This is a genomic window from Nocardia vulneris (assembly GCF_001613425.1).
In the GTDB taxonomy this organism is placed as follows: Bacteria; Actinomycetota; Actinomycetes; order Mycobacteriales; family Mycobacteriaceae; genus Nocardia; species Nocardia vulneris.
In genome coordinates, this window is record NZ_BDCI01000029.1 from 1 (window position 1) to 24381 (window position 24381).

The 24381-nt window shown below is 68.1% G+C and carries 24 protein-coding genes; 8 read left to right on the top strand and 16 right to left on the bottom strand.

Annotated features, from left to right (window positions below; genetic code table 11):
• The 6 genes from NVU01S_RS27515 to NVU01S_RS27540 all read right to left on the bottom strand — a co-directional run.
• The coding region (locus NVU01S_RS27515) for a DEAD/DEAH box helicase (protein ID WP_156522235.1) at positions 1-1861 on the bottom strand (1861 nt) is incomplete at its 3' end.
• A gap of 2 nt (positions 1862-1863) precedes the next feature.
• On the bottom strand, positions 1864-2817 hold the full coding sequence (gene tatC / locus NVU01S_RS27520) for a twin-arginine translocase subunit TatC (RefSeq protein WP_043679694.1): 954 nt from the start codon (positions 2815-2817) through the stop codon (positions 1864-1866).
• Positions 2818-2946: 129 nt separating this feature from the next.
• Positions 2947-3222: a Sec-independent protein translocase subunit TatA gene (tatA, locus tag NVU01S_RS27525; protein ID WP_014986157.1), complete on the bottom strand. Its 276-nt coding sequence runs from the start codon at positions 3220-3222 to the stop codon at positions 2947-2949.
• Positions 3223-3334: 112 nt separating this feature from the next.
• Positions 3335-4360 (bottom strand): 2-dehydropantoate 2-reductase, encoded by a 1026-nt coding sequence (locus tag NVU01S_RS27530; RefSeq protein WP_244467498.1) that lies wholly within the window; start codon positions 4358-4360, stop codon positions 3335-3337.
• Positions 4357-5328, bottom strand: coding sequence for a helix-turn-helix transcriptional regulator (locus NVU01S_RS27535; protein ID WP_043679698.1), 972 nt, complete (start codon positions 5326-5328; stop codon positions 4357-4359). Before NVU01S_RS27535 ends, NVU01S_RS27530 begins: the two co-directional genes overlap by 4 nt.
• Positions 5325-6320: a helix-turn-helix transcriptional regulator gene (locus tag NVU01S_RS27540; RefSeq protein WP_141691999.1), complete on the bottom strand. Its 996-nt coding sequence runs from the start codon at positions 6318-6320 to the stop codon at positions 5325-5327. The genes NVU01S_RS27535 and NVU01S_RS27540 overlap by 4 nt, the downstream gene beginning before the upstream one ends.
• Before the next feature lie 87 nt (positions 6321-6407).
• Here NVU01S_RS27540 and NVU01S_RS27545 point away from each other — a divergent pair, with 87 nt between their 5' ends.
• On the top strand, positions 6408-6716 hold the full coding sequence (locus tag NVU01S_RS27545; RefSeq protein WP_029895696.1) for an MTH1187 family thiamine-binding protein: 309 nt from the start codon (positions 6408-6410) through the stop codon (positions 6714-6716).
• Here NVU01S_RS27545 and NVU01S_RS27550 read toward each other — a convergent pair whose 3' ends face one another.
• The 8 genes from NVU01S_RS27550 to dop form a co-directional block, all read right to left on the bottom strand.
• Positions 6717-7124 carry a type II toxin-antitoxin system VapC family toxin gene (locus tag NVU01S_RS27550; RefSeq protein ID WP_244467499.1) on the bottom strand — a complete coding sequence of 136 codons (408 nt, stop codon included), beginning with the start codon at positions 7122-7124 and terminating at the stop codon, positions 6717-6719.
• The gene (locus NVU01S_RS27555; RefSeq protein WP_043679701.1) at positions 7117-7356 is read right to left on the bottom strand and encodes a FitA-like ribbon-helix-helix domain-containing protein; all 240 of its coding nucleotides are present in this window, start codon (positions 7354-7356) and stop codon (positions 7117-7119) included. The genes NVU01S_RS27550 and NVU01S_RS27555 overlap by 8 nt, the downstream gene beginning before the upstream one ends.
• 60 nt (positions 7357-7416) lie before the next feature.
• On the bottom strand, positions 7417-7794 hold the full coding sequence (locus tag NVU01S_RS27560) for a nuclear transport factor 2 family protein (RefSeq protein ID WP_043679705.1): 378 nt from the start codon (positions 7792-7794) through the stop codon (positions 7417-7419).
• 102 nt (positions 7795-7896) lie between these two features.
• Positions 7897-9255 (bottom strand): Pup--protein ligase, encoded by a 1359-nt coding sequence (gene pafA, locus NVU01S_RS27565; RefSeq protein ID WP_014986163.1) that lies wholly within the window; start codon positions 9253-9255, stop codon positions 7897-7899.
• Between the two features lie 168 nt (positions 9256-9423).
• Positions 9424-10191 carry a proteasome subunit alpha gene (gene prcA, locus NVU01S_RS27570; protein ID WP_043679710.1) on the bottom strand — a complete coding sequence of 256 codons (768 nt, stop codon included), beginning with the start codon at positions 10189-10191 and terminating at the stop codon, positions 9424-9426.
• The gene (prcB, locus tag NVU01S_RS27575) at positions 10188-11045 is read right to left on the bottom strand and encodes a proteasome subunit beta (RefSeq protein WP_043679713.1); all 858 of its coding nucleotides are present in this window, start codon (positions 11043-11045) and stop codon (positions 10188-10190) included. Before prcB ends, prcA begins: the two co-directional genes overlap by 4 nt.
• Positions 11042-11236: a ubiquitin-like protein Pup gene (locus NVU01S_RS27580; RefSeq protein ID WP_014986166.1), complete on the bottom strand. Its 195-nt coding sequence runs from the start codon at positions 11234-11236 to the stop codon at positions 11042-11044. Before NVU01S_RS27580 ends, prcB begins: the two co-directional genes overlap by 4 nt.
• A gap of 287 nt (positions 11237-11523) precedes the next feature.
• Positions 11524-13023, bottom strand: a complete 1500-nt coding sequence (gene dop / locus NVU01S_RS27585) for a depupylase/deamidase Dop (protein ID WP_043679717.1) — start codon at positions 13021-13023, stop codon at positions 11524-11526.
• A 202-nt stretch (positions 13024-13225) separates the two neighbouring features.
• Here dop and NVU01S_RS27590 point away from each other — a divergent pair, with 202 nt between their 5' ends.
• A complete protein-coding gene (locus NVU01S_RS27590; protein WP_052281243.1) occupies positions 13226-14431 on the top strand; it encodes a DUF418 domain-containing protein in 1206 nt (401 codons plus the stop codon).
• 11 nt (positions 14432-14442) lie between these two features.
• Here NVU01S_RS27590 and NVU01S_RS27595 read toward each other — a convergent pair whose 3' ends face one another.
• The gene (locus NVU01S_RS27595; protein ID WP_156161905.1) at positions 14443-15204 is read right to left on the bottom strand and encodes a DUF6882 domain-containing protein; all 762 of its coding nucleotides are present in this window, start codon (positions 15202-15204) and stop codon (positions 14443-14445) included.
• A 64-nt stretch (positions 15205-15268) separates the two neighbouring features.
• Between NVU01S_RS27595 and NVU01S_RS27600 the strand changes: the two genes are divergently transcribed.
• A complete protein-coding gene (locus tag NVU01S_RS27600) occupies positions 15269-15796 on the top strand; it encodes an NUDIX hydrolase (RefSeq protein ID WP_043679721.1) in 528 nt (175 codons plus the stop codon).
• Between the two features lie 17 nt (positions 15797-15813).
• On the opposite strand, the gene NVU01S_RS27605 is transcribed toward NVU01S_RS27600, so the two are convergent.
• Positions 15814-16524: a TetR/AcrR family transcriptional regulator gene (locus tag NVU01S_RS27605; RefSeq protein ID WP_029895718.1), complete on the bottom strand. Its 711-nt coding sequence runs from the start codon at positions 16522-16524 to the stop codon at positions 15814-15816.
• A gap of 99 nt (positions 16525-16623) precedes the next feature.
• Between NVU01S_RS27605 and NVU01S_RS27610 the strand changes: the two genes are divergently transcribed.
• The 5 genes from NVU01S_RS27610 to NVU01S_RS27630 all read left to right on the top strand — a co-directional run bounded on the left by NVU01S_RS27610 (position 16624) and on the right by NVU01S_RS27630 (position 24184).
• Complete coding sequence (locus NVU01S_RS27610; RefSeq protein ID WP_043679725.1) at positions 16624-17523, top strand: AurF N-oxygenase family protein; 900 nt, start codon at positions 16624-16626, stop codon at positions 17521-17523.
• Positions 17520-19286 (top strand): DUF4873 domain-containing protein, encoded by a 1767-nt coding sequence (locus NVU01S_RS27615; protein ID WP_043679728.1) that lies wholly within the window; start codon positions 17520-17522, stop codon positions 19284-19286. Before NVU01S_RS27610 ends, NVU01S_RS27615 begins: the two co-directional genes overlap by 4 nt.
• Positions 19287-19396: 110 nt before the next feature.
• Positions 19397-21019, top strand: coding sequence for a right-handed parallel beta-helix repeat-containing protein (locus tag NVU01S_RS27620; RefSeq protein WP_156161906.1), 1623 nt, complete (start codon positions 19397-19399; stop codon positions 21017-21019).
• Between the two features lie 165 nt (positions 21020-21184).
• Entirely contained in the window at positions 21185-22993 is a 1809-nt protein-coding gene (locus tag NVU01S_RS27625) for an AMP-dependent synthetase/ligase (protein ID WP_052281245.1), read from the top strand.
• Positions 22994-23011: 18 nt separating this feature from the next.
• Positions 23012-24184, top strand: coding sequence for a PucR family transcriptional regulator (locus tag NVU01S_RS27630; RefSeq protein WP_014986175.1), 1173 nt, complete (start codon positions 23012-23014; stop codon positions 24182-24184).
• Positions 24185-24381: the final 197 nt, after the last annotated feature.

Below are 24381 nucleotides of genomic sequence, written 5' to 3' on the forward strand. Positions count from 1 at the left end.
GGTGATCGACCCGCCGCGGCAGGCGCATATGGCCCAGCGGTTCGGCCGGCACCGGGAAATCGGCCACCGAGATCCGGCCCGCCCACTTGTCCGCGGTGAGCACGAGCGGTCGCGGATCGCCCGGCGTCGCATCGGGTTCCAGGATCACCGCGAGCCCGGCGCGCCGCCCGGACGGGATCGCGACCACGTCACCCCGACGCAGTGCGACCAGCGCGTCCACGGCGGCGCCGCGCCGGTCGGACCGGCCCTGCTGTTCCAGCTGGCGTTCCCGCTGCTTGATCCGCTCGCGCAGCGAAATGTATTCCAGGAAGCCGCCTTCCGCGCCGCCGAGCTGATCGCGCAGCTTGCGTAGCGCGCCCTCGTTGCGTTCGATGCCGCGCACCAGCCCGACCACCGACCGGTCGGCCTGGAACTGGGCGAAGGAACGCTCCAGCAGCGCCCGCGATTCGGCGGCGCCCATCCGGTCGATCAGGTTGATCGACATGTTGTAGCCGGGACGGAACGAACTGCGCAGCGGATAGGTCCGGGTGGAGGCCAGGCCGGCGACGGCGCTGGTGTCCACCTCGGGCTGCCACAGCACCACCGCGTGACCCTCGACGTCGATGCCGCGTCGGCCGGCGCGACCGGTCAGCTGGGTATATTCCCCAGGCGTGAGTTCGGCGTGCGACTCGCCGTTGAACTTGACCAGTCGCTCCAGCACCACCGTGCGGGCGGGCATGTTGATGCCGAGAGCCAGTGTCTCCGTGGCGAATACCGCCCGCACCAGCCCGTTGACGAACAGTTCCTCGACGGTGTGCCGGAACGCGGGCAGCATGCCGGCGTGGTGCGCGGCCAGCCCGCGGTGCAGCGACTCGCGCCACTCCCAATAGCCGAGCACCTCGAGATCGGCCTTGGGCAGATCGCCGGTGTGCTTCTCGATGATGGCGTCCACCTCGGCGCGATCCTCGTCCCGGCCCAGGTCCAACCGCGACCGCAGGCACTGGGCCAGTGCGCCGTCGCACCCCGCACGACTGAAGATGAAGGTGATCGCGGGCAGCAGGCCCTCTTCGTCCAGCTTGGCCAGCACCTCGGGGCGCGGCAGCGGCCGGAAGTCACGCCGCGGCCCGCCGCGACCGTTGCGCGGACCGCCCCAGCTGTTCGCCCGGTCGGCGAGTTCGCGCTGTTTGATGAACCGCACCAGGTCCTCGTCGACGAGCACCTTCTGATCGGTGGAGTCGGTGTCGAACAGGTCGAACATCCGCCGCCCCACCATGACGTGCTGCCACAGCGGCACCGGCCGGGTCTCGTCCACCACCACGGCGGTGTCGCCGCGCACGGTCTCCATCCACGCGCCGAATTCCTCGGCGTTGCTGACCGTCGCGGACAGGCTGACCAGCCGCACATCCGGCGGCAGGTGCAAGATCACTTCCTCCCACACCGCGCCGCGGAAACGGTCGGCCAGGTAGTGCACCTCGTCCATCACCACGTACGACAGACCGCGCAGCGCGTCCGAGGACGCGTACAGCATGTTGCGCAGCACCTCGGTGGTCATCACGACCACCGGCGCGTCGGCGTTGATCGACTGATCACCCGTGAGCAGACCGACGCTCTCGCGGCCGTAGCGCTCGGTGAGGTCGGCGAACTTCTGGTTCGACAGCGCCTTGATCGGCGTGGTGTAGAAGCATTTGCCGCCCGCCGCGAGCGCCAGGTGTACCGCGAATTCGCCGACGACCGTCTTGCCGGCGCCGGTGGGCGCGCAGACCAGGACGCTGTGGCCTTCTTCGAGTGCCGCACAGGCGGTGCGCTGGAAGGGATCGAGACTGAATTTCAGCTCGGTGGAGAACTTCGCTAGCTCGCCCGTGTGCGACCGGTGATGTGTCACCGTCAGAGGGTATCGGAGTAGTCCGACATCGAGCGCGCAGTTTTATCCGGGGGTGTCACGATCGATTCGGCCGGTGCGATCGGCTCCGGGCCGCTCACCGCGGACGCCTCCTCGTCGGAGAGCGCGGCCAGATTCTCGGCTTCCTTGCGCGCCTTGCGGATGTCGTTGATCCGGGAGAACTGGATCGCGAACTCGAACAGCACCGTCAGCGCGAACGCCAGCGCGAGCATGGAGAACGGGTCCTGCGGCGTCACGATGGCCGCGAACACGAAGAGCCCGAACGTGATTCCGCGCCGCCAGGCCTTCAGCCGCTGATAGGTCAGCACCCCGATGAGGTTCAATCCGATGATCAGCAGCGGAGTTTCGAAGCTCACGCCGAAGATCACCAGCAGCTGGATGATGAAGCTGAAGTACTGCGAACCGCTGAGCGCGGTGATCTGGACGTTGTTGCCGATCGAGAGCAGGAAGCTCAACGCGTGCGCCACGACCACGTAGGCCAGCACCGCACCGGTGAGGAACAGCACCGTGCCGGTTGAGACGAAGCCGACCGCGTACTTGCGTTCCTTGGCGTACAGACCGGGTGTGATGAACGCCCACAGCTGATACAGCCAGATCGGCGCGGCGAGCACGATGCCCGCCGTCATGCCGACCTTCAACCGCAGGGTGAACTGCTCGAACGGCGCGGTGGCCAGCAACTTGCAGGAGCCGTCGGGGCTGAGCGCGGCACGCGCCGAATCCGGCAGCGAGCAGTAGGGCCCGCGCAGGATATCGCCCAGGCTGGAGACCCCGAGGAAGCCGTATTCGTACCAGATGAATCCCAGCACCGTGGTGACGATGACCGCGGCGATCGAGACCAGTAGCCGGTACCGCAGTTCCTGCAGATGCTCGACCAACGACATGGTGCCGTCGGGGTTGGTCCTGCGCTTGCTGCGCCGGGGATCGAACGGGATTCGCATGGTTGGTGATTGCCCCTGGGTAGGAGTGCCCCGCTCGGCGACGGCGCACTAGGCCCGGAGTGAGTTTCCGCACTCCGCCATGAGCAGGCCGCGCGACCCGGGCCCGCTCCACATAACTCTCGATCTAGCTCAGAGCGACTTCGGCTCGGCGTGGGGCTGCTGCGTGGCCGTCGGCGTCACCGGCTGCGCGGGCGGCAGCTGCTGCGGCTGCGCGGGCTGCGCCGGAGCGGGCGCGTCGGCGTCCTTGGCGTCCTTGCCCTCGTGCTGCATCTGGCTGACCTCGCTCTTGAAGATGCGCAGCGACCGACCCAGGCTGCGGGCCGCGTCGGGCATCCGCTTGGCACCGAAGAACATCACGAAAACGACCGCAATGATCAGCCAGTGCCAGATGCTCAGACTGCCCATGATTAATACCTCCCAAGACTGGTGATGGTTCTGATGCTACCGGAGGGTGACGTGCGCGAACGCCACCGTCCGTCGCGTTTGTCCGGTGTTCAGCCGGGCCCGCCGGTCCGGTTCACCGGATCGCCGCCCGCGCGGCGCGCAGCTGCGCGAGCAGTTCCGGGCCCGTCCACGTGCGCCGATCCCCCTGCTCCGCCGCGACGACCAGTTCGATCAGCCGCTGATTGACCGGGGTCGGCAGATCGACCATGGCCCCCAGTCCCACGATTTCCCCACACAGCCAAGAGATTTCGGTTTTGCGCCCCAGAGCCAGATCGTCCGACATGGACGAGCGTGCCATCGGATCCACGGCGAGCACCTGTCCGAACACCCGCCGGAAGATCCCGTCGGGCACGGTCAGCAGCGCCGCCATGACGCGCGGCGGCACCGGGGTCAGCCGCGCGGGCGCAATTCGCGCTTTGTTCATCACCGTGAGCGCCTCGCGCTGAGTGAGCGCCAGGCAGCGGCGATAGTCCCGGTCGGCGAGCTGTTCGCGCAGCGGGCGCCCGGACAGCGCGTTGATCGGATTGTTCAGGTTCAGCAGCAGCTTGGCCCACTGCACCGGGCGCAGGTCCGGGTAGCGGCGCAGCGCCAGCCCGGCCTGCTCGAAGACGCCGAGGAACGGCGCGAGCTCCGGATCGTCCTGCACGGCGAGGCCGCCCTCGGTGCCGCGATGGAACCGGCCTTGCGCGTGATGCACCACGTTGAACATGACCATGCCCGCCAGCACCACGCAGTGCGGCAGGATCTCCCGGATCACGGTGTCGTTGCCGATCCCGTTCTGCAGACTCAGCACCACGGTGCCCGGGCGGATCTTGCCCGCGAGCTCGCGCACGGCGTCGGCGGTCGCCGCCGATTTCACCGTGACCAGCACCAACTCGGCCGAGCCGATATCGTCCGGCTCGGTGGCCACCCGGAACCGGTCGGCCGCCAGCGCGTCGTCCCCGCCGTCCAGGTCGGTGAGCCGGATACCGGACGCGGCGATCTCGTCGAGCAGCCGCGGCCGGCCGACGAAGGTGACGTCCGCGCCCGCGACGGCCAGTTTGCCGCCGACGAAGATGCCGATGCTGCCCGCACCGATCACCATGACCCGGCTGGTCACGTCGGCTCGAATCCCGCTGCGGCATAAGCGGCCAGCGCGGCGTTGGAACGTTCGCGCACCGCGGCGACCAGTTCCGGCGGCCCGAGCGCGGTCACGCCGGAGCCGAAGCCGAGCAGCAGCCGCGCCATCCAGTCCAGGGTGGCGAACCGCATCGTCGCCTCCAGGCTGCCGTCGGCGTGCACCGCGATCCGGTTCATCGGATACTGATCGAGCACCCAGGCGTAGTCGGGGTGAATGCGCAAGCGCGCCAAGGGAACCGCGGGATCGTCCTGGAAGAGGTCGAGCGCGGCGGACTCCTCGGTGGCGTGACTCGGCGGCCGCGCCGGCTCGTCGAGTTCGGTGGCGTCCTCGATCCGGTCGAACCGGAACAGGCGCACGCCCTCGGCCTGCCTGCACCAGGCTTGCAGATAGCTGTTGTTGTCCACCAGGACGATTCGGATCGGGTCGACCACCCGCTCGGACACCACGTCCCGGCTGGCGGAGTAGTAGACCAGGCGCAACGCGTGCTGCCGGGCCAGCGCCGAACGGACCGTGGCGACGGCGGGCGCCTCCAGCGGCGGCGTGCGGGTCTGCTCCGGTGCGGCGCCCGAGCCGCCCGCGATCGCCGACTCGATCTTCGCGATGGCGGCGTGCGCCGCGGTCGGATCGACCATGCCCGGCATCTCCACGATCGAACGCAGCGCCACCAGCAGCGCGGTCGCCTCGGTCGAGGTCAACCGCAGCGGCCGGTCGATGCCCGCGGAGAAGGTGACCTCGATGCTCTCCTCGGAGAACGAGAGGTCGATCAGGTCGCCGGGACCGTAGCCGGGCAGCCCGCACATCCACAGCTGGTTGAGATCGCTCATCAGCTGCTTGGAGGTGACGCCCAGGTCGGCGGCCGCCTCCGCGGCGCTGATGCCGGGATGCGCGATGAAGTACGGGATCATGTTGAGCAGCCGCGAAAGCCGCACGGAAAGCCGGGAATTCACGCGGTGACCTCCGTGCGATCGAACACCGAGCGCAACCGGTTGACCACGTCGGTGCGCAACTCCTCGGGCGCGAGCACCACCGCGTCCGGGCCCAGGCCGGTGATCAGGCGGGCGATCCAGTCGCGCGAACGCACCGGCAGCTCGACCACCGCGCCGGCCCGGCCACCGATCGTGCGTTCGCCGGTGACCTGGCCGATCCGGCGCAGCTCACGGCCCCGGCCGTCGGCCACCCACACCGTCGCGGTGCCGCTGACCGGCGCCGAGCTGGTCACCTGCGAGACGATCGCGCGCAGGTCGATGCCGTCGGGCTTGCGCACCGTGTTCGCCGGACCGTAGGGCGTGACGTCGTCCCCGATCCGGGACAGGCGGAAGCTGCGCACCGCGTCCCGGTCCCGGTCGTGCCCGACCAGATACCAGCGGCCGTGATGGGTGACCACACCCCACGGTTCCACGTCGCGCATCAGATAGGGGGCGTTGATCGCGCCACGATGCTCGAACCGCACCGCCTGGCCCGCGTCGATGGCGGCGAGGAGTTTGCCGAGCACCGGTTCGGAACCGCGGGTGCGGGCCGGGACCGCGGGCACGGCGGCCACCGTGGCGTCGGTCTCCACGTGCACGCCCGCGGCGCGGAGCTTGAGCAGCGCGCCGTCCGCGGCGGCGGCCAGTTCCGGCGACTCCCACATCTGCACGGCCACCGCGACCGCGGCCGCCTCCTCGTCGGACAGATCGATCTCGGGCAGTTCGTAGGCGTCGCGGTTGATCCGGTAGCCCTCCACCGACGAGTACCGGCTCACCGGTCCGATCTCGAGAGGTATGCCCAGGTCACGCAGTTCGTTCTTGTCCCGCTCGAACATTCGGCTGAACGCCTCGTCGCTGACGGAATCCTCGTACCCCGCGACGCTGTCCCGAATCCGCTCCGCGGTCAGGAACTGCCGGGTCGACAGCAGCGCGATGACCAGATTCATCAGCCGCTCGACCTTGGATATCGCCACCCGATAGAGGGTAATGGGCGGCGCGCCCGCCGTGCGCGGCGGCGCGCGATTCCTCGCTCACAGAAACCCCCGGGCACTATGGAGTACATGATCATCGCGTTTTCTGTGACGCCGCTCGGGACCGGCGTCGACGTGGGCCGGGCGGTGGCCGAGGCGGTCCGTGTGGTGCGGGCCAGCGGCCTGCCCAATCGCACCGATGCCATGTTCACCACCGTCGAGGGCGAATGGGACGAGGTGATGGCCGTCGTCAAAGCGGCCACCGACGCCGTGATCGCCGTCGCCCCCCGCTGCAGCCTGGTCCTCAAAGCCGATATCCGCCCCGGCGTCACCGACGCCATGACCGCCAAGATCGCGACCGTAGAACGCTACCTCGCCGAAGACGAACTCAGTCGGTGATCACGACGAGATCAACTGAACCCGGCACGGCAGGCCGGGCGCGTTGCTCAGCCGCGCGTCGGACGTCAGCAACGGGATGCCGAGGGCGGCAGCCAAAGCGACATACAATCCGTCGTAGAACGTGATGGTGTGACGACATTGCCACGCTTGGGCAGCGAGAGGCCCGTGATGTGCGTAGCGCTCATCGATCAGTATTTTCGCCAACCGAATCCCGGCGAGGGCCTCGTCGGAGGTGATCTTCGCCTGACGTTCGGCTTTCCGGAGTACGCTTCCCACTTCCGCGTCGATGAGATGCGGCGCATGGCAGACGGATCCCGAAATACGTTTGGCGAGCGCGACTCCCACCGCATCGGTCCGCAACAACGCGTCCACCATCGCCGACGCGTCGACCACGAATTCGTCACTCACCCCGCAGCTCCCGCAGAGTCTCGACGACGAAATCACCTTCGACGCCAGAAGACGGGTCTCGCGCCAACACCTCACGATATTCCGCTAGCGCCTGCTGTTTGACCCGTCGCCGGGCGAGTGAACTGACCTCTCGACGCATGTACGCCTGCAGGGACATCCCTGCCTCGGCCGCAGCGGAACGGAGCGCCTCCGCATCCTCGTCAGAGATATCACGAACCTGAATAGTTGCCATAGGAGGCATTTTAGCGTCAGAACGGCGCGACTACGGCATCATTTTCACTCGAAGACGAACTCAGTCGGTGAGTTGGGTTTGCTGGTAGAGGGCGAGTTTCCATTCGCCGCCGGCGCGGAGGTAGACGCTGGACATGCGGCCGGTGAAGGCGGGGTCGGGGGCGGCGCGGTAGGCGACGCCGGTGTAGACGAGGATTTTGCTGTGCACGCCGACGTCGACCAGGCGCGGGTCGCGGAGCTCGTAGGTGCGCCAGGGCGGTGAATCCTTCAGCGCGGCAACGACTCCGGGGCGGTCCAAGATCGTGCCGTCGGCGAGCACCATGACGGCGTCGCCGGTCATCAGGGCACCGTAGAAATCGGCGCCGGTGCCGTCGCAGAGCGAGTCCCAGCCCCGCCGCTCGACGGCGAGCAGCTCGTTCAAGAGTTCGGTATCTGCCATGCCTCCACGGTAGGCATGATCGGCGTGCGCGACATCACCGCACGTCAGCCCCGATATCCGACGGCGACCGAGACCCGACGGATCGGGTTCGGTCGCCCCGTTCTACATGGAGGCGATCAGCCGGTCCACGCGTTCGTCGACCGAGCGGAACGGATCCTTGCACAGGACCGTGCGCTGCGCCTGGTCGTTCAACTTGAGGTGCACCCAGTCGACGGTGAAGTCGCGCCCCGCCTCCTGCGCCGCGGTGATGAAATCGCCGCGCAGCTTGGCCCGGGTGGTCTGCGGCGGGGTGTCGACCGCGGCGTCCACGGCCTCGTCCTCGGTGATCCGCTTGGCCAGCCCCTTGCGCTGCAGCAGGTCGAACACGCCGCGGCCGCGCTTGATGTCGTGGTAGGCCAGGTCCAGCTGGGCGATCTTCGGATCGGACAGCTCCATGCTGTAGCGATCCTGGTAGCGCTGGAACAGCTTGCGCTTGATCACCCAGTCGATCTCGGTGTCCACCTTGGCGAAGTCCTGCGCCTCGACCGCGTCCAGGGTGCGGCCCCACAGGTCGACGACCTGGTCGATCTGCGGATCCCGGTCCCGGTTGCGCAGATGCTCGACCGCGCGGGCGTAGTACTCGCGCTGGATGTCGAGGGCGCTGGCCTGCCGGCCGCCCGCCAGGCGCACCGGACGACGACCGGTCAGGTCGTGGCTGACCTCCCGGATCGCGCGAATCGGGTTGTCCAGCGCGAAGTCCCGGAACGAGACGCCCGCCTCGATCATCTCCAGCACCAGGGCGGCGGTGCCGACCTTGAGCATGGTGGTGGTCTCGGCCATGTTCGAATCGCCCACGATGACGTGCAGGCGGCGGTATTTCTCCGCGTCCGCGTGCGGCTCGTCGCGGGTGTTGATGATCGGCCGCGATCGGGTGGTCGCCGAGGAGACGCCCTCCCAGATGTGCTCGGCCCGCTGCGACAGGCAGAAGGTGGCCGCCTTCGGCGTCTGCAGGATCTTGCCCGCGCCGCAGATCAACTGGCGGGTGACCAGGAACGGCAGCAGCACATCGGAGATCCTGGAGAACTCGCCGGCCCGCACCACGAGGAAGTTCTCGTGGCAGCCGTAGGAGTTGCCCGCGGAATCGGTGTTGTTCTTGAACAAGTAGATGTCGCCGCCGATGCCTTCTTCGGCGAGCCGCTGCTCGGCATCGATCAACAACTCTTCGAGGACCCGCTCGCCTGCTCGGTCGTGGGTCACCAATTGGTGCAGGCTGTCGCATTCGGCAGTCGCGTACTCCGGATGGGACCCGACATCCAAGTAGAGCCGAGCACCGTTGCGGAGGAACACGTTCGAGCTACGGCCCCAGGACACCACCCGGCGGAAAAGATACCGGGCCACCTCGTCGGGGGACAGCCGACGGTGACCGTGGAAGGTGCATGTCACACCGAACTCGGTCTCGATCCCCATGATTCGTCGCTGCACACCATCGACATTACAGCCATGTCATGCACTCGCGTGGGGCTGCGGACAACACGAACGCATACGGGTTCACAACGATTCGGCCCGTTATGCCCGGTTCGCTGGACGCCTGGACCCGACTCGGGCCCGTAGCGGCGTTTGTCCGCTACGGGCCCGATACCGGCTTTCCGGCTACTCCGCGGCCGGGGTCTCCGCGGCCGGCGGCTCCTCCGCCTTCTTGGTCTTCTTCGGCGGCTCGAGCAGCTGCTCGAGGGTGGAGTTGGTGACCCGGCGGAACGCCCGCCGCGGCCGCGCCTGCTCCAGCGTGGCGACCTCGAGGGAGCTCACGCCGAGCACGCGCTTCTCCTTCTCCGCGCCCTCGGGCACCCCGGCCTGCAGGGCCTGCACCGCGACCTTGATCGCAGCGGCCAGGTCCAGGCCGGGCTGGTAGGACGCCTTCAGCGCCGTGACGATGGGTTCGGTCGTGCCGCCCATCACCACGTATTCGCGCTCGTCCACGATCGACCCGTCGAAGGTGATCCGATACAGCACCGAAGTCGGCTGCTGCTCGGGATACCCCACCTCGGCGACACAGATCTCCACCTCGTACGGCTTGAGCTGGTCGGTGAAGATGGTGCCGAGCAGCTGCGCGTACCCGTTGGCCAACGCCCGCCCGGTCACATCCCGGCGGTCGTAGGAGTATCCGCGCAGGTCGGCCCGGAGAATGCCGTCCCGGCGCAGGTTCTCGAACTCGTTGTACTTGCCGACCGCGGCGAACCCGACCCGGTCGTAGAGCTCACTCACCTTGTGCAGCGTCGCGGACGGGTTCTCCGCGACGAACACGACACCCTTGTCGTACACCAGGACCACGACGCTGCGACCCCGAGCGATGCCCTTGCGGGCGAGCTCGGTCTTGTCGCGCATGATCTGCTCGGCCGACGCGTAGTACGGCAGTGTCATGCGCGAGCGCTCCCTTCTTCCGCAGCCTCACGGTCGGTGACGATCGCCCGCGCGATCTCGGCCAGACGATCCTCGGTCACCTCGACCGCGCCGTCGTCGTCGATCACGATCGCCGTCGGGTAGATCCCGCGCAGCAGATCGGGACCACCGGTCGCGGTGTCGTCGTCGGCCGCGTCGAACAGCGCCTCGACGGCGATGCGCAACGCCCGCTCCTGATCAATTCCCTTGGTGTACAGCTTCTTCAGCGATCCCTTGGCGAAGACCGAACCCGATCCCACCGCCGCGTAACCGAACCGCTCTTCACTGCGTCCACCCACCACATCGAAGGACACGATGCGGCCCGACCGGTCCGGATCGGTGGCGTTGTGGTCGTAGCCGACCAGCATCGGTACCACCGCCAGACCCTGCAGGGCCGCAGGCAGATTCTCACGCACCATCTTCGACAGCTTGTTCGCCTTGCCGTCGAAAGTCAGTGGCACGCCCTCGAGCTTCTCGTAGTGCTCCAGCTCCACCGCGAAGATCCGCACCATCTCGACGGCCATGCCCGCGGTACCCGCGATACCGGCCGCGGAGAAGCTGTCGGTGATGTAGACCTTCTCGATGTCCCTGCTGGCCAACAGGTTTCCCTGGGTGGCCCGCCGGTCGCCCGCGATGAGCACGCCACCGCGGTAGCTGATCGCGACGATGGTGGTCCCATGCGGCGCGAGGTCCTTCGCGGCGGTGCCGAGCCCGGCGCCGTCCATCGCGGCGAACTTGTTGGCGGGCAACAGGTCCGGCGCATGCATACGAAGGTATTCGGAGAAGGACGAGAGGGCGTACCCCAGGTGGAGACGCGAGGGGTCACCTACTGTCACTGGCCGCCTTTCTGAACGTACGCGCGGACGAAGTCTTCGGCGTTCTCCTCGAGCACATCATCGATCTCGTCGAGTAGGTCGTCGGTCTCCTCCGCAAGCTTTTCGCGGCGCTCCTGACCGGCGGCGTCCACACCGTCCGGGCCCTCATCCTCGTCGCCGCCCCCGGCGCGCTTGGTCTGCTCTTGTGCCATGGCAGCCGACCTCCTCTGTCCTCATCATGACCGGAGCTCACTCGCGAGCACGGCCCCGATCATGAGCAAATGTCCGTGCCCGTCCTTCAACACTACTGTGTTGGTCGGCTGCGTGGCCGCAGCTTGCCCGCGGCCGCCTTGTGTCTCGCGTCCGAGCTGTCGAGACTCGCGACTTCGTCGCATGCGCTTCGACAGCTCGGACGCGAGACCGGCCGCGAGCGAGTCGCTCGCCGAACTCGCTCCGTCGTGGATGGGTGGGTTCGGCCGGCTCACCTGTTCCGATCGCCCTACGTGGTGAGCTGTTCCACCAGGTCAGCAGCGGAGGTGACGCCGTCGAGCAGCTTGCCGACGTGGGCTTTGGTGCCACGGCGCGGTTCGAGGGTGGGGATGCGCACCAGCGAGTCGCCGCCCAGGTCGAAGATCACCGAATCCCAGCTCGCCGCGGCGATATCGGCGCCGAAGCGGCGCAGGCATTCGCCGCGGAAGTAGGCCCGGGTGTCGGTGGGCGGATTGGTCATCGCGTCGAGCACCTGCTGCTCGGTGACGAGCCGTTTCATCGAGCCCCGCGCCACCAGGCGGTTGTAGAGACCCTTGTCCAGCCGGACGTCGGAGTACTGCAGGTCCATCAGGTGCAGCTTGGGCGCGGCCCAGCTGAGGCCCTCGCGCTGACGCATGCCCTCGAGCAGGCGCAGCTTGGCCGGCCAGTCGAGCAGGCTCGCGCATTCCATCGGGTCGCGCTCGAGCAGGTCGAGCACCATCGCCCAGTTCTCGATGATGTCCTGGACGCGCTTGTCGTCGTTGCCGGTGCGATCCACGAACTTGATCACCCGATCCAGGTACATCCGCTGCAGCGCGAGACCGGTGAGCTCGCGGCCGTCGGCGAGCGCGACGGTGGCGCGCAGGGTCGGGTCGTGGCTGATCGTGTGCACGGCGGTGACCGGGCGGGCCAGTTGCAGATCGGACAGGTCCTCGCCCGCCTCGATCAGGTCCAGCACCAGCGCGGTGGTGCCGACCTTGAGGTAGGTCGACATCTCGGCCAGGTTCGCGTCGCCGATGATGACGTGCAGCCTGCGGTATTTGTCCGCGTCGGCGTGCGGCTCGTCGCGGGTGTTGATGATGCCGCGCTTGAGCGTGGTCTCCAGGCCGACCTCGACCTCGATGTAGTCGGCGCGCTGGGAGAGCTGGAAACCGGCGTGATCGCCGGACTGACCGATGCCGACCCGCCCGGAGCCGGTGACCACCTGGCGGGACACGAAAAACGGGGTCAGGCCCAGGATGATCTGGTTGAACGGGGTGTCGCGGCTCATCAGGTAGTTCTCGTGGGTGCCGTAGGAGGCGCCCTTGCCGTCGACGTTGTTCTTGTACAGCTGCAGGCGCGGCGCACCGGGCACGCTCGACGCGTGCCGCGCCGCGGCCTCCATCACCCGCTCCCCCGCCTTGTCCCAGATCACCGCGTCCAGCGGATCGGTGACCTCGGGCGCGGAGTATTCGGGGTGCGCGTGGTCGACGTAGAGCCGCGCGCCGTTGGTGAGGATCATGTTGGCCGCGCCGACCTCGTCGGCGTCGATCACCGGGGCGGGGCCGTTCATCCGGCTCAGGTCGAAGCCGCGCGCGTCGCGCAGCGGCGACTCCACCTCGTAGTCCCACCTGGTGCGTTTCGCCCGCGGCACACCCTCGGCGGCGGCATAGGCGAGGACGGCCTGGGTGGAGGTGAGGATCGGGTTGGCCGACGGCTCGGTTGGGGTCGAAATCCCGTACTCGACCTCGATTCCGATGATGCGCTGCATGGGTCGAGCCTAGTAGGCGTTGCCGACTGCGGTCCGTGCACGGCCCTCCCCGGACGCTGCGCAGCGCGTCGGAGCGCCCTCTGATCGGCCGCGCTCCGGTGCCGGGTTACGCCGAAGGAGGGGCCGGACGACCCGCGAATTCATCCTGCGCGTGGTACTTCCGAAGGATCTGCGCGCGCGGCCCGAGGGCGATTCTCGATACATGACCGATTCTCTCGCCCATCCGCGTGCCGCCGCCCCCGGCGCGCAAGGCCCCGTCGTGCCCGCACGCCCGCGGCTGATCGCGCTGGATGTGTTGCGCGGCATCGCGATCCTCGGCACCCTCGGCACCAATATCTGGATCATGACCAACAGCCGGGGCATTCTCGGCTATCTCACCGAGCTCAAAGGCCAGGCCGAAGGCTGGCTCTGGACCGAGCGGGTGCTCCAGCAGCTGGCACAGGGCAAATTCCTCGGCCTGCTCACCATCATGTTCGGCATCGGCCTGGCGATCCAGCAGGCCTCCGCGCAGCGCGGCGGCCGCAAATGGCCCGGCACCTACCCGGTGCGCGCGGGACTGCTGCTGCTCGACGGTGTGCTGAACTATCTGTTCGTCGCGGAATTCGACGTGCTGATGGGGTACGCCGTCACCGGTTTGGTCGTCGCCTATCTGCTCGTGACAAGTGAACGCGCACAACGTCGTTGGCTGATCGTCACGGCGAGCATCCATCTCGCGATGCTCACGCTCATCGCGCTCGCGACGATCTTCGCGCCGGACGACAGCGGGCCCGAGGTACCGCAGCAGCGCGCGAATCCCTATGCGGACGGGTCGTTCTGGGATCTCGTGGTGTTCCGGGTGCAGGAGGTGGGCCCGTTCCGGGTGGAGACGCTGTTCGTCTTCGCGATGTCGATCGCGCTGTTCCTGCTCGGCGCCCGGCTGTTCCGGGTGGGGGTCTTCCGGCCGGAGGGCGCCGTGCTGCGCAAACGGTTGATGATCATCGGTTTCGGCGTCGCCGCACCGCTCGATCTGCTCGCGGGCGTCTTCGGCGGCGGGCACCTGTTCCTCTACACCCGTTACGGCACCGCGCCTTTCGTCGCGCTGGGCATTCTCGCGCTGGTCGCGCAGTTCTACCTGAGCCGCACGCAGGCCGGGTTCGTCGGCCGCCGCCTCACCGAGGTCGGACGGACCGCGCTCAGCTGCTACATCCTGCAGAATCTCGTCGCGTCGATCCTGTGCTACGGCTGGGGTTTCGGCCTCGCCGCGCGGGTCGCGCCCGACCTGTACGTCCCGTTCACGGTCGGCATGTATCTGCTGGTGTCGGCGATCATCGTGACGAGCGCGCACCTGTGGCTGCGCCGTTTCGAGCGCGGGCCGGTGGAATGGGCCTGGCACCGCGGCTACCAACTGCTGACGGGCACGAAAGGCTGACCGCCTGCGGCTCAGCACATCTCGATGTTCGCCGCCCGCGTGACGGGTGCGGGCGGTAGCTCGATACGGTCGATCGCCACGCCGACCTCGAGATTCACCACGTGACCACCACCATCGAATTCGATGGTGCCCGTGACGCCGGAGCCGCTGAATTCGAGCAGGCGCTGACGCTCCACGAACTCGGTGACCATGCCCCGCCTGCTGAGGTAGCTCTGCATGGCACGGCGGTAGTCGACCAGCGGCAGGGCGTTGACTCCGTGCGCGAGCACCCGGGCCAGCCCGGCCGCGGTGGGCGGCGGCAGCCGGAAGTCCGGATGCTCGACCAGAAACGCGACGCACGTGCCGTCGGTGACTCCGCAGTAGGAACTCCAGTGCCCCGACACCACTTTCGCCGCATCGGCCAGTAGGTTCGCGACCTGGTGCGGCTCCGGCTGCGCCCGGCCGAGCGCGACCGGCATCTCGGCAGCACACAATTCGGCGACGCCGTAGCGAATCCCGAACTCGCGCACCATCCGCGCCACCGCGATCAGCGGTTTGCCGAAACCCCACGGGTTCGCCCAAGCCCACAGCCATGATTCGGTGTCCGCGGTCCCGAGCAGGTGGAACTTCGTACAGACCACCGTGCGTTCGGCACCGATGAATTCCAGCCGCCCCGCCTCCATATCGGCCTGCCACCGATGCGAACCCAGCACTTCCTCGACGTGCAGGCGATGTTCGAGCGACAGCAATCCCGCGTCGTCGAGCAGCCTCGTCAATGGCACAGGTTCGGACACCGGCCTCAGCGTAGTCAACGTGGTCCCCCTCCTCCGTACCGTCTCGCCCCGCTAGTTTCGTGTCGTGACCTTCGCCGATCGATATCCGTTGCTGCACACCCCGACCCACTGGGCGTGGGGCGAGATGGACGTGCAGTTCCGCACCGCCGCACCCCCCGACGAGCTGGTCACCAACATCCACGTCGTCGGCTTCGTCGGCGACACCGTCGTGCTGTGCCGCGACGAACGCGACGTCTGGCTGCTGCCCGGCGGCACCCGCGAAAAAGACGAGTCCATCGACGCGTGCCTCCGCCGCGAACTTCGGGAAGAGGCGGGCGCCTACCTTACCGGTCCGGTGCGGTGGCTCGGCGCACACTACGCCACCAGCAATCGCGCTGCGCCGTTTCGGGATTGGCAACCGCATCCGCACAAGGCCTGGCTGTGGTGCGCGGCCGACGTGGCGCTCGACGCCGCGCCGACCAATCCGGACGACGCCGAGCAGATCGTGGAGGTGCGAGCATTTCCGGTCGAGGAGGCGGTGCGGCACGCCCGCACCGACGGCGAGCACGTGCCCGAATTGATCCGTCTCGCAGTCGAACTACATCGGCCGTGAGCAGCCGCGCGCGCTGATCACCTGGCGCTCAGCGCTTCCGGGGCCACCAGCAGGTCCCGCACGACCAGATCGCGTTCCAGCGGTACGCCGAGGCTGCGCGCGTTGCCCTCGAAGAGCGCCAGCACCGATTCGGTGAGAATGCCTTCCACCTGGTCGGAGGTGAGCGTCGTGCCGGCATCGGCGCGCCAGCTGTTCACCACCCCGTCGACGAAACCGATGATGCCGAAGGCCATCGGCCGCGCGCGGGCCTGGTCGATGCCGAAGCCGGACAGCCAGAGCGCGAACATGTCGGCCAGGCGCCCGCCGATCCGGTCCCTGGCCCCGGCCAGCGAGGTTTCGCCCTGCGGCGCGGCGCCGCCGATGAAGCGGTGCAGGTTCGGGTGCCGCTCGACCCAGCGGACGTAGGTGCCGATCGCACCGCGCACCGCGTCGCGCACGGTGCCATCGGGGTGCAGCGTCGGCATGATCTGCGCCAATAGCGATTCCAGGATCTGGCGGCGGATCTGCTCGTCCAGATCGGTGCGGCCGTCGAAGTGGCGGTAGACCACCGGACGGGGCAGCTTCAACCGGTCGGCGATCTGCTGGACGGACACGTCGACGCCGTTTTCCTCGATGACGGTGATCGCCGCGTCGATCACGTCGGCCCGCCGCCGGGCCTTGTGCCCGTTCCAGCGAGTCGCACGGCCGTCCGCGGCGGGCGGCTCGGACTGGGCACTCGTCGTGGTCACCTCATCACGATACCCGCAGCACGATTGACTGCGACATATTGTCTCACTAACCTGTATGTAACAGTTTGTATCGGTTAAATCGACAATGTTGGAGCAGTCATGGGCAACGACGCCGCACTGATCCCCCAGGAGTCCTTCGCGCAGCGCCTGCTGACCGGATCGGTCAAGAAGTCCTACGACCCGGTGATCGACATGGACTGGGACGCGCCCCTGGATCCGGACAAACTCTTCCTGCCCGCCGAGGTGGTCTCGCTGTACGGCACCGCACTCTGGGAATCGATGACCCCGCAGCAGCGCCGCGAACTGTCCCGTCAGGAACTCGCGAACGTGCTCTCCGTCGGCATCTGGTTCGAGAACCTGCTCAACCGGCTGCTGTTGCGCGAGCTGATGGCCGACGACCCGACCACCAGGCACTCGCACTACACGCTCGTCGAAATGGGCGACGAGTGCCGGCACATGATGATGTTCGGCAAACTGATCGATCGCATCGAGGCCCGGCCGTACTGGCCGCGCCGGGCGGGCCGGATGGCCATCGGGGTGCTGCCGCTCTTCTTGCGCGGCTCCATGACCTGGGTCGGCGCGCTGGTCGGCGAGGAGATCTTCGATGCCATCCAGCGCCGCACGCTCGACGATCCGGAGTTGCAGCCCTTGGTGTCTCGCGCGATGCGCATCCACGTCACCGAGGAGGCGCGCCATATCGGTTTCGCCAGGGACGCGCTGGCCAGGCGGGTGCCGACCATGTCGCGGGCCGAACTCGCCTACACCCGGCTGTGTGTCGCGGTCGCGGCCCCGCTGTTCGTCTACCTGCTGACCAACCGGCACATGTACGACCGCGCCGGCCTCGACGGCCGGGCGGCCCGCCGGATCGCGGCGAGCAACCCCGACGCCAAGCGGGCGCTCGGCGTCGGTGCCGCGAATCTCGGTGCGTTCCTGCAGAAACAAGGACTCATCGGCCCGATCGGCGAGTGGATCTGGCGGCAGCGGGGGTTGCTCGGATGAACCCCGAACCCGATATCGTCATCGTCGGTGCGGGTTTCGGCGGTCTCGGCATGGCCATCGAATTGCGCCGGGCGGGCATAGACGATTTCGTCGTGCTGGAGAAGGCCGGTGAGATCGGCGGAACCTGGCGGGAGAACACGTATCCGGGCGCGGGCTGCGATGTCATGTCGCTGATGTACTCGTACTCCTTCGAGCAGAATCAGCGCTGGACGCGCATGTTCGCGCGACAGCCGGAGATCCTCGACTATCTGCGCGACACCGTGGACAAGTACGACCTGCGCACCCACCTGCGATTCCACGCGGAGGTGGTGACACTCGATTTCGACGATGCCGAGGACCGCTGGACCGTCGGGCTCGCGGACGGGCGACAATTGCGTCCGCGCCTGGTCGTGATGGCGCCCGGTCCGCTGCACGAGCCCTCGATTCCGGCCTTTCCCGGTCGGGAAGAGTTCCGCGGCAAGAGCTTTCACTCCGCGCAGTGGGATCACGACTTCGACGTCCGCGGCAAGCGGATCGCGGTGATCGGCACCGGGGCGAGTGCCGTGCAGTTCGTGCCGCAGATCGCCCGGGACGCCGCGCAGGTGACGGTTTTCCAGCGCACCCCGCACTGGATCGTGCCGAAACCCGACCGGCCGCTGTCCGCGCTGGAGCACGGCGCGTTCCGGTATCTGCCGGGCGCGCAACGGCTCTACCGTTGGGCGATCTACTGGGGCTACGAGTCGATGATCCCCGCGTTCATGAATCCGGAGCTGATGCGCCGGGTGGAGTCGGTCGCGCGCGGCCACCTGCGCAGACAGGTGCGCGATCCCGAACTGCGCCTGCGGCTCACCCCGGACTACCGGCTGGGCTGCAAGCGAATCCTGGTGTCCAACAACTACTATCCCGCGTTGCAGCGGGAGAACGTCACATTGCAGACCACGCCGATCGCCCGGCTCACCGAGACCGGCATCGCCACCGTCGACGGGGCCGAGGAACCGTTCGATGCCATCGTCTACGGCACCGGTTTCAAGATTTCCGACCGGTTCGCCGACCAGCACATCGTCGGCGCGAACGGACTCACGTTGCCGCACGCGTGGCGCAATGGCATGGAAGGCTTCCTCGGCGTCGCGGTGCACGGGTTCCCGAACCTGTTTCTCATCGTCGGCCCCAATTCCGGTGGCGGGCACCAGTCGATCATCTTCATGATCGAGGCGCAGGCGCGCTATATCCGCCAGTGCGTCGAACTGCTGCGCAAGACCGGCAACACCCGGATCGAGGTGCGTTCGGCGACCCAGCACGAGTTCAACCGCCGCACCCAAGCGAAACTCGCCGGGACAGTGTGGAATTCGGGCGGCTGCCAGAGCTGGTATCTGGACGAGCACGGCGTCAACCGCGCCGCGTGGCCCGGCTCCAGCGTGTCCTACTGGCGGGCCATGCGGCATCCGGACCCCGGCCACTACGACCTCACCGTGGCCGCGGATCGCGAACCGGCATACGAGTATTCGGGTCCGGCGATGCTCGACGCGCCCGGCGCGCTGCTACCGGTGACGGTCGCGCTCAGCGGGCACGCCGACCCGATCGACGGCCGGTATCACTGGTACGGCCGGATCACCGCGACGGCAGGCGACGAACTCCCTGATCCCGGACGCGCCGAGGTGTTCCTCGCGCTCCCCGGCCGCTACCCCACCGCGGGGCGATTACAGGAGCGCGACCCCTGGGGCAACCTGCGCATCGTCGGCATCGGCGATCCGCCCTATCCGCTCGAGGCCGCGGCGGCACACTGACCGGACCGGGCATAGGCACAAAGAAGCAAGGTCAGGTTCGGCATTCTGCCGATACCCCGCGCGGCGCACATCAGGTGGGCTGGATCAACCAGATCGATCCGGAAGGCCCCATGAAACTCACCTCGCCGCAGCTCGCCGCGATCGGCACGTTCTGCTGTCTGCTCACCTTCGCCGCGGCGCCCACGCAGGCGGTCGCCGACCAGGGCCGCACCTGGTATGTGAGCGCGACCGCCGCGGCCGGCGGAAGCGGCACCGAGACAGCGCCTTTCACCAGTCTGGCGGCCGTACAGCAGGCTTCCGGCGAGGGCGACACCATCGTCGTGCTGCCTGCACCGCTCGGCACGGCGCCGCTCGACGGCGGTCTGGCGCTCAAACGCGGCCAGCACCTGATCGGCAGCAAGGCGCCGGGAAGCGTTGCCGCGGTGGCCAATACGACCGGCGCACTGGACGGCGACGCGATCCGGCTGGCCCCCGACACCGAGGTCCGCGATCTCACGGTCACCGCGGCCCAGCGCGGCGGGATCTACGGTCGCAACGTCGGGAACACCACCCTGAGCGGCAACACCGTGACCGCGACCAACCGGGCCTGCCACGACGGATTCCTGGTGCAGCCGTTCCCGCCGATGCTGGGCGTGCCGTTCGGCACGTCACTGCCGGTCGCACCGAATGTGGTGGCGCTCAACAACGGCTGGGCCGCCATCATGGTCGACTCCGATGCGGGCGCGAGCACGCTCACCATCGAGGGCAACACCGTGCACGACACTCCGTGCGGTGACGGCATCGACGTCCGCACCACCGGCACGGCGCAGGTGTCGGCCACCCTCACCGGCAATCTGACCGAGCGGATCAATCAGGGCCTCGCGAAGCTGTCGGTCCTGGCCGTCGGCCTGCAGAGCACCGGAACCTCCTCGCTCACCGCCGCTTTGCGCGGCAACACCCAGCGCGAGATCGCGGTGCCCGAGCACGACCCGCTCAACGCCGCGGCCGACAGCGAGGGCCTGTTCGTCAACGCCGCCGACCGCGCGCGCATGCGAATCACCATCGACCGCAACAGCTATCGGCACGGCGGCGGCCACTTCTCGGCCAACGGCATCGAATTCGTCACCAGCAACGGCACCCCGGACAGCGAGGTGACCCTGACCAACAGCGAATTCATCGACGTGCCGGGCGATATCGTCGAAAATCTCAATCTGAGCGCCGAAGGCGCGCGCCACGTGATGACCATCGACGGGCTCACCGCCGCCCGCTCCAGCTTCCTGGCCGCGGTGCTGAATCCGGTGGTACCGGGCAACCTCGGCAGTTGCCTGTTCTCGGCCAGTTTCGGCCGGGACAACACCACCGCGCTCACGCTGCGCAACGCACAGCTCAGTCAGTGCAGCGCCGACGGCATCGGCGTCTACGCCTACTCCCCCAGCGGTCCCGCGCCCGCCCGGGCGCGCATGACGTTCGAGATCGCCGACACCACGGTGACCGAGGCGGCCGTCGCCGACCTGCACGTGCACACCGTCGGCGACCTGGCCGAGCTCACCGGCAAGGTCGAGCGTTCGCGCTTCAGCGGCGACGTGGTCCTGACCCAGAGCACCGGCACCCTCGGCACCGGATCCGTCATCGATTTCGGCGGCGGCCGGCTCGGCAGCGCCGGAGCGAACTGCTTCTCCCCAGCCACCGAGACCGCCCTGGCGGCGCCGAGCCTGCCGGTCGACCATCCCGGCTCGTGGCCGCTCTGCCAGTGAGGAAAAAACTTGGTCAAGTGCACAAGGCTGCGCGTCACACTCTGCGCGTTTGCCGCTAGCGAAGACGCTCACTCATGCGTTGTGCTTAATAGTGACGATGAGGTCATCTCCGTCTCCCCGAACGAGCGGCGCGGGCCTCAGCCCTTCGGTAGCAGAGGTTAGGTCTTGGTTTCAACGACAGTCCCGGCGGTCACCGGCCGCCCGGACACGCTGTGTGCGGCATTCCAGGCGAATGTCGCCAAATACTCCGACGCGGTCGCGCTGCGCACCTTCGGCGGTGCCGTCTCGATCACGTGGCGGGAATACGGCGAGCGGGTCCGCGCCATCGCCACCGGGCTCGCCGCGCTGGGCGTCGCGCCCGGCGACACGGTCGCGATCATGCTGACCAACCGCCCGGAGTTCCACCTCTGCGACACCGCCGTGCTGCACACCGGCGCGACCCCGTTCTCGGTCTACAACACCAACCCGGTCGATCTGCTGACCTACCAGTTCGACAACTCGGGCGCCAAGGTCGTCATCTGCGAGCAGCAGTTCGCCCCGAAGATCCTGGCGGCGGTCGCCAAGGCGGCCGAGCAGGGCATCCACGTCCAGCACGTGATCAGCGTGGACGAGGCGCCCGAGGGCACCCTCTCGCTCGCCGAGGTCGAGCAGCGCACGGCCGACGGCTTCGATTTCGACGACACCTGGCGCAAGGTGCGGCCCGAGGATCTGCTCACCATCGTCTACACCTCCGGCACCACGGGGCCACCGAAGGGCGTGGAGCTCACCCACACCAACTTCATCGAGAACGCCAGGGTGCTCGACCAATTCGGCGGCGGCACCGCCGACGACCGGGTGATCTCCTACCTGCCCGACGCGCATGCCGCCAACCGCTGGTTCGCGCACTACCTCACCATGCTCACCGGCGCACAGATCACCACGGTGCCCGATTTCAAGCAGGTCGCCGCCGCGCTCGGCGAGGTGCATCCGAGCGTGTTCCTCGGCGTGCCCCGGGTCTGGGTGAAAGTCAAAGGCGCACTGGAGGAAAGGTTCGCCGCGGAGGCTCCGGTCAAGCGCAGGCTGGTGCGCTGGGCGATCGACATCGGCCGCAAGCAGGCCCGCGCCGTGTCCGACGGCCGCACCCTGGGCGCGCTCGACCGGGTGCAGCTCGGTCTCGCGGATCGTCTTGTGCTCGCGCCGATTCGGGCACGGCTCGGCCTGGACAAGGTGCGCGTCGCGGTGACCGGATCGGTCGCGATCCCGCCCGAGGTGCACGAGTTCTTCCTCGGCCTGGGTCTGCCGCTGTGCGAGGGCTACGGCATGAGCGAGTGCACGGCAGGCGCCACGCTGAACCCGCCGGAGCGGATCAAGATCGGCACCGTGGGCACCGTGCTGCCCGGCGCGGAGATCATGCTCGCGGAAGACGGCGAGGTGCTGATCCGCGGCAAGATGGTGATGCGCGGCTACCGCAACGACCCGGCCAAGACCGCGGAGACGATCGACGCCGACGGCTGGCTGCACACCGGCGATATCGGCACCATCGACAGTGACGGCTACCTGTCGATCATCGACCGCAAGAAGGAACTCATCATCAACGCGGCGGGCAAGAACATGTCCCCCGCCAACATCGAGAACACCGTCACCGACAACTGCTCGCTGGTGTCCACGGTCGTCGTGATCGGCGAGCAGCGTCCGTTCAACACCGCGCTGCTGCTGCTCGACCCCGATCTGGCCGCCGCCTACGCCCAGCGGCACAACCTGACCGGGACCACGGTCGCGGAGCTGGCCAAGGACCCGGTGATCCTCACCGCGATCGAGGAGGGCATCGCGGCGGCCAACAGCAAACTCTCCCGGGTGGAACAGATCAAGAAGTACATCGTGCTCCCCGAGGTGTGGGAGAACGGCAGTGACTATCTGACGGCCACCGGCAAACTCAAGCGCAAGCCGATTTCCAGCGGTTACACAGATACGATCGAGGCCCTGTACTCGACCTAGTCCGGGAAGAAGACCAGCATGATGCCATCGCGGACACGGGTGTTCGACGACCTCCATCGACGGACCGCGTCGATGCTCGACGGGTTCTACGCGTCGATCCCGCCCTACGAGCGGTTGCCCCAGTCGCTGGTCGAAACGGACTTCGCCCGGGGCACCAAGCTCAACGTCGACCTGTTCTTCGAATACCTGCGCCGCGGCGAAGAACCCACCGACGAGGACACCCGGGAACTCGTCGAACTCGCGATGGACCGGTTGCGCGACGGCACCCCACTGCCCGAGGTGCTGGAGCGCTACCGGCTCGGCGCGGCGTTCATCTGGGAACGGTTGCGCGCCTCGGCGAGTCCGCCGGAGCGTGAGCTGCTGCTGGACGCGTCGCTGGTGCTGTTGAAGTACGTCACGCTGGTCACCTCGCGGATCGCCGGCGCGGCCACCCAGCGGGTGCACGACCCCCGCTGGGAACTGATGGAGCGCCGACGCGGCATCGCCGACGCGCTGCTCACCGGCCGCGATCCGGTGGAATGGGCCAACGATCCGGTGATCCCGGTGGCCGACGCGTTCCTCGTCGCGGTGTTCCGCCTGTGCGGCACCCGGGGCGGGCCCGCGTCGGCGCTGCGGCACCGGGTCGAGGCGATCCCGGGCGTGTTCCTGCGCCTGGACGCCGGCGGCTGGACCGCGCTGATCCCGCTGCAACCGGGTGACGACGGTTCGGCCACCCTCGGCGGGCTCACCGCACGACTGCCCGTGCAGGAGCCCACCGAGCCACCGCCGTACTGGGTCGGCGTCGGCGCCGCCCGCAGCAAGGACGCCATCCCCGCGATGTACGCCGAGGCCAGGGTGCTCGCGGAACTGGGCCGGTGCCTGACCAAGCGCGAAATCCTGTGCCGCAGACAGAATCTGCAGTTCGAATACACCGTCGCGGTGAGCGATGCCGCGCGTCCCGGCCTGGCCGCGGTGCTGGCGCCGCTGGACGCGCAGCCGATGCTGGCCGAAACGCTGGAGGTGTTCGTCGACAGCGGTTTCAACCAGCTGGCGACGGCTCGCCAGCTCAACGTGCACCGGAATACGGTGACCTACCGGCTGTCCCGGGTGCACGAGCTGACCGGACTCGACCCGCATCGTCCCGCCGACGCGATGACGCTGTCCGCCGCGCGGCTGGCCCGGCGCCTGGAGTCCGCGGCGTTCGCTCCGTAACCCGCTCACGCCCAACCTTTTAGGCACTTTTCCAAAGACTGTTCGCGCGCTCTTGCGAATTGTCAGTGTTGCGGTACCCCGCCTATGCGTTGTGCTGGGTACCGACGATGAGGTCAGGCGTGGCGCCGACTCGCCTGGACACAATCCGGGACGCGGCGGCCACTGTTCTCCGCACTCGATCCGCGCACCAGCCGATG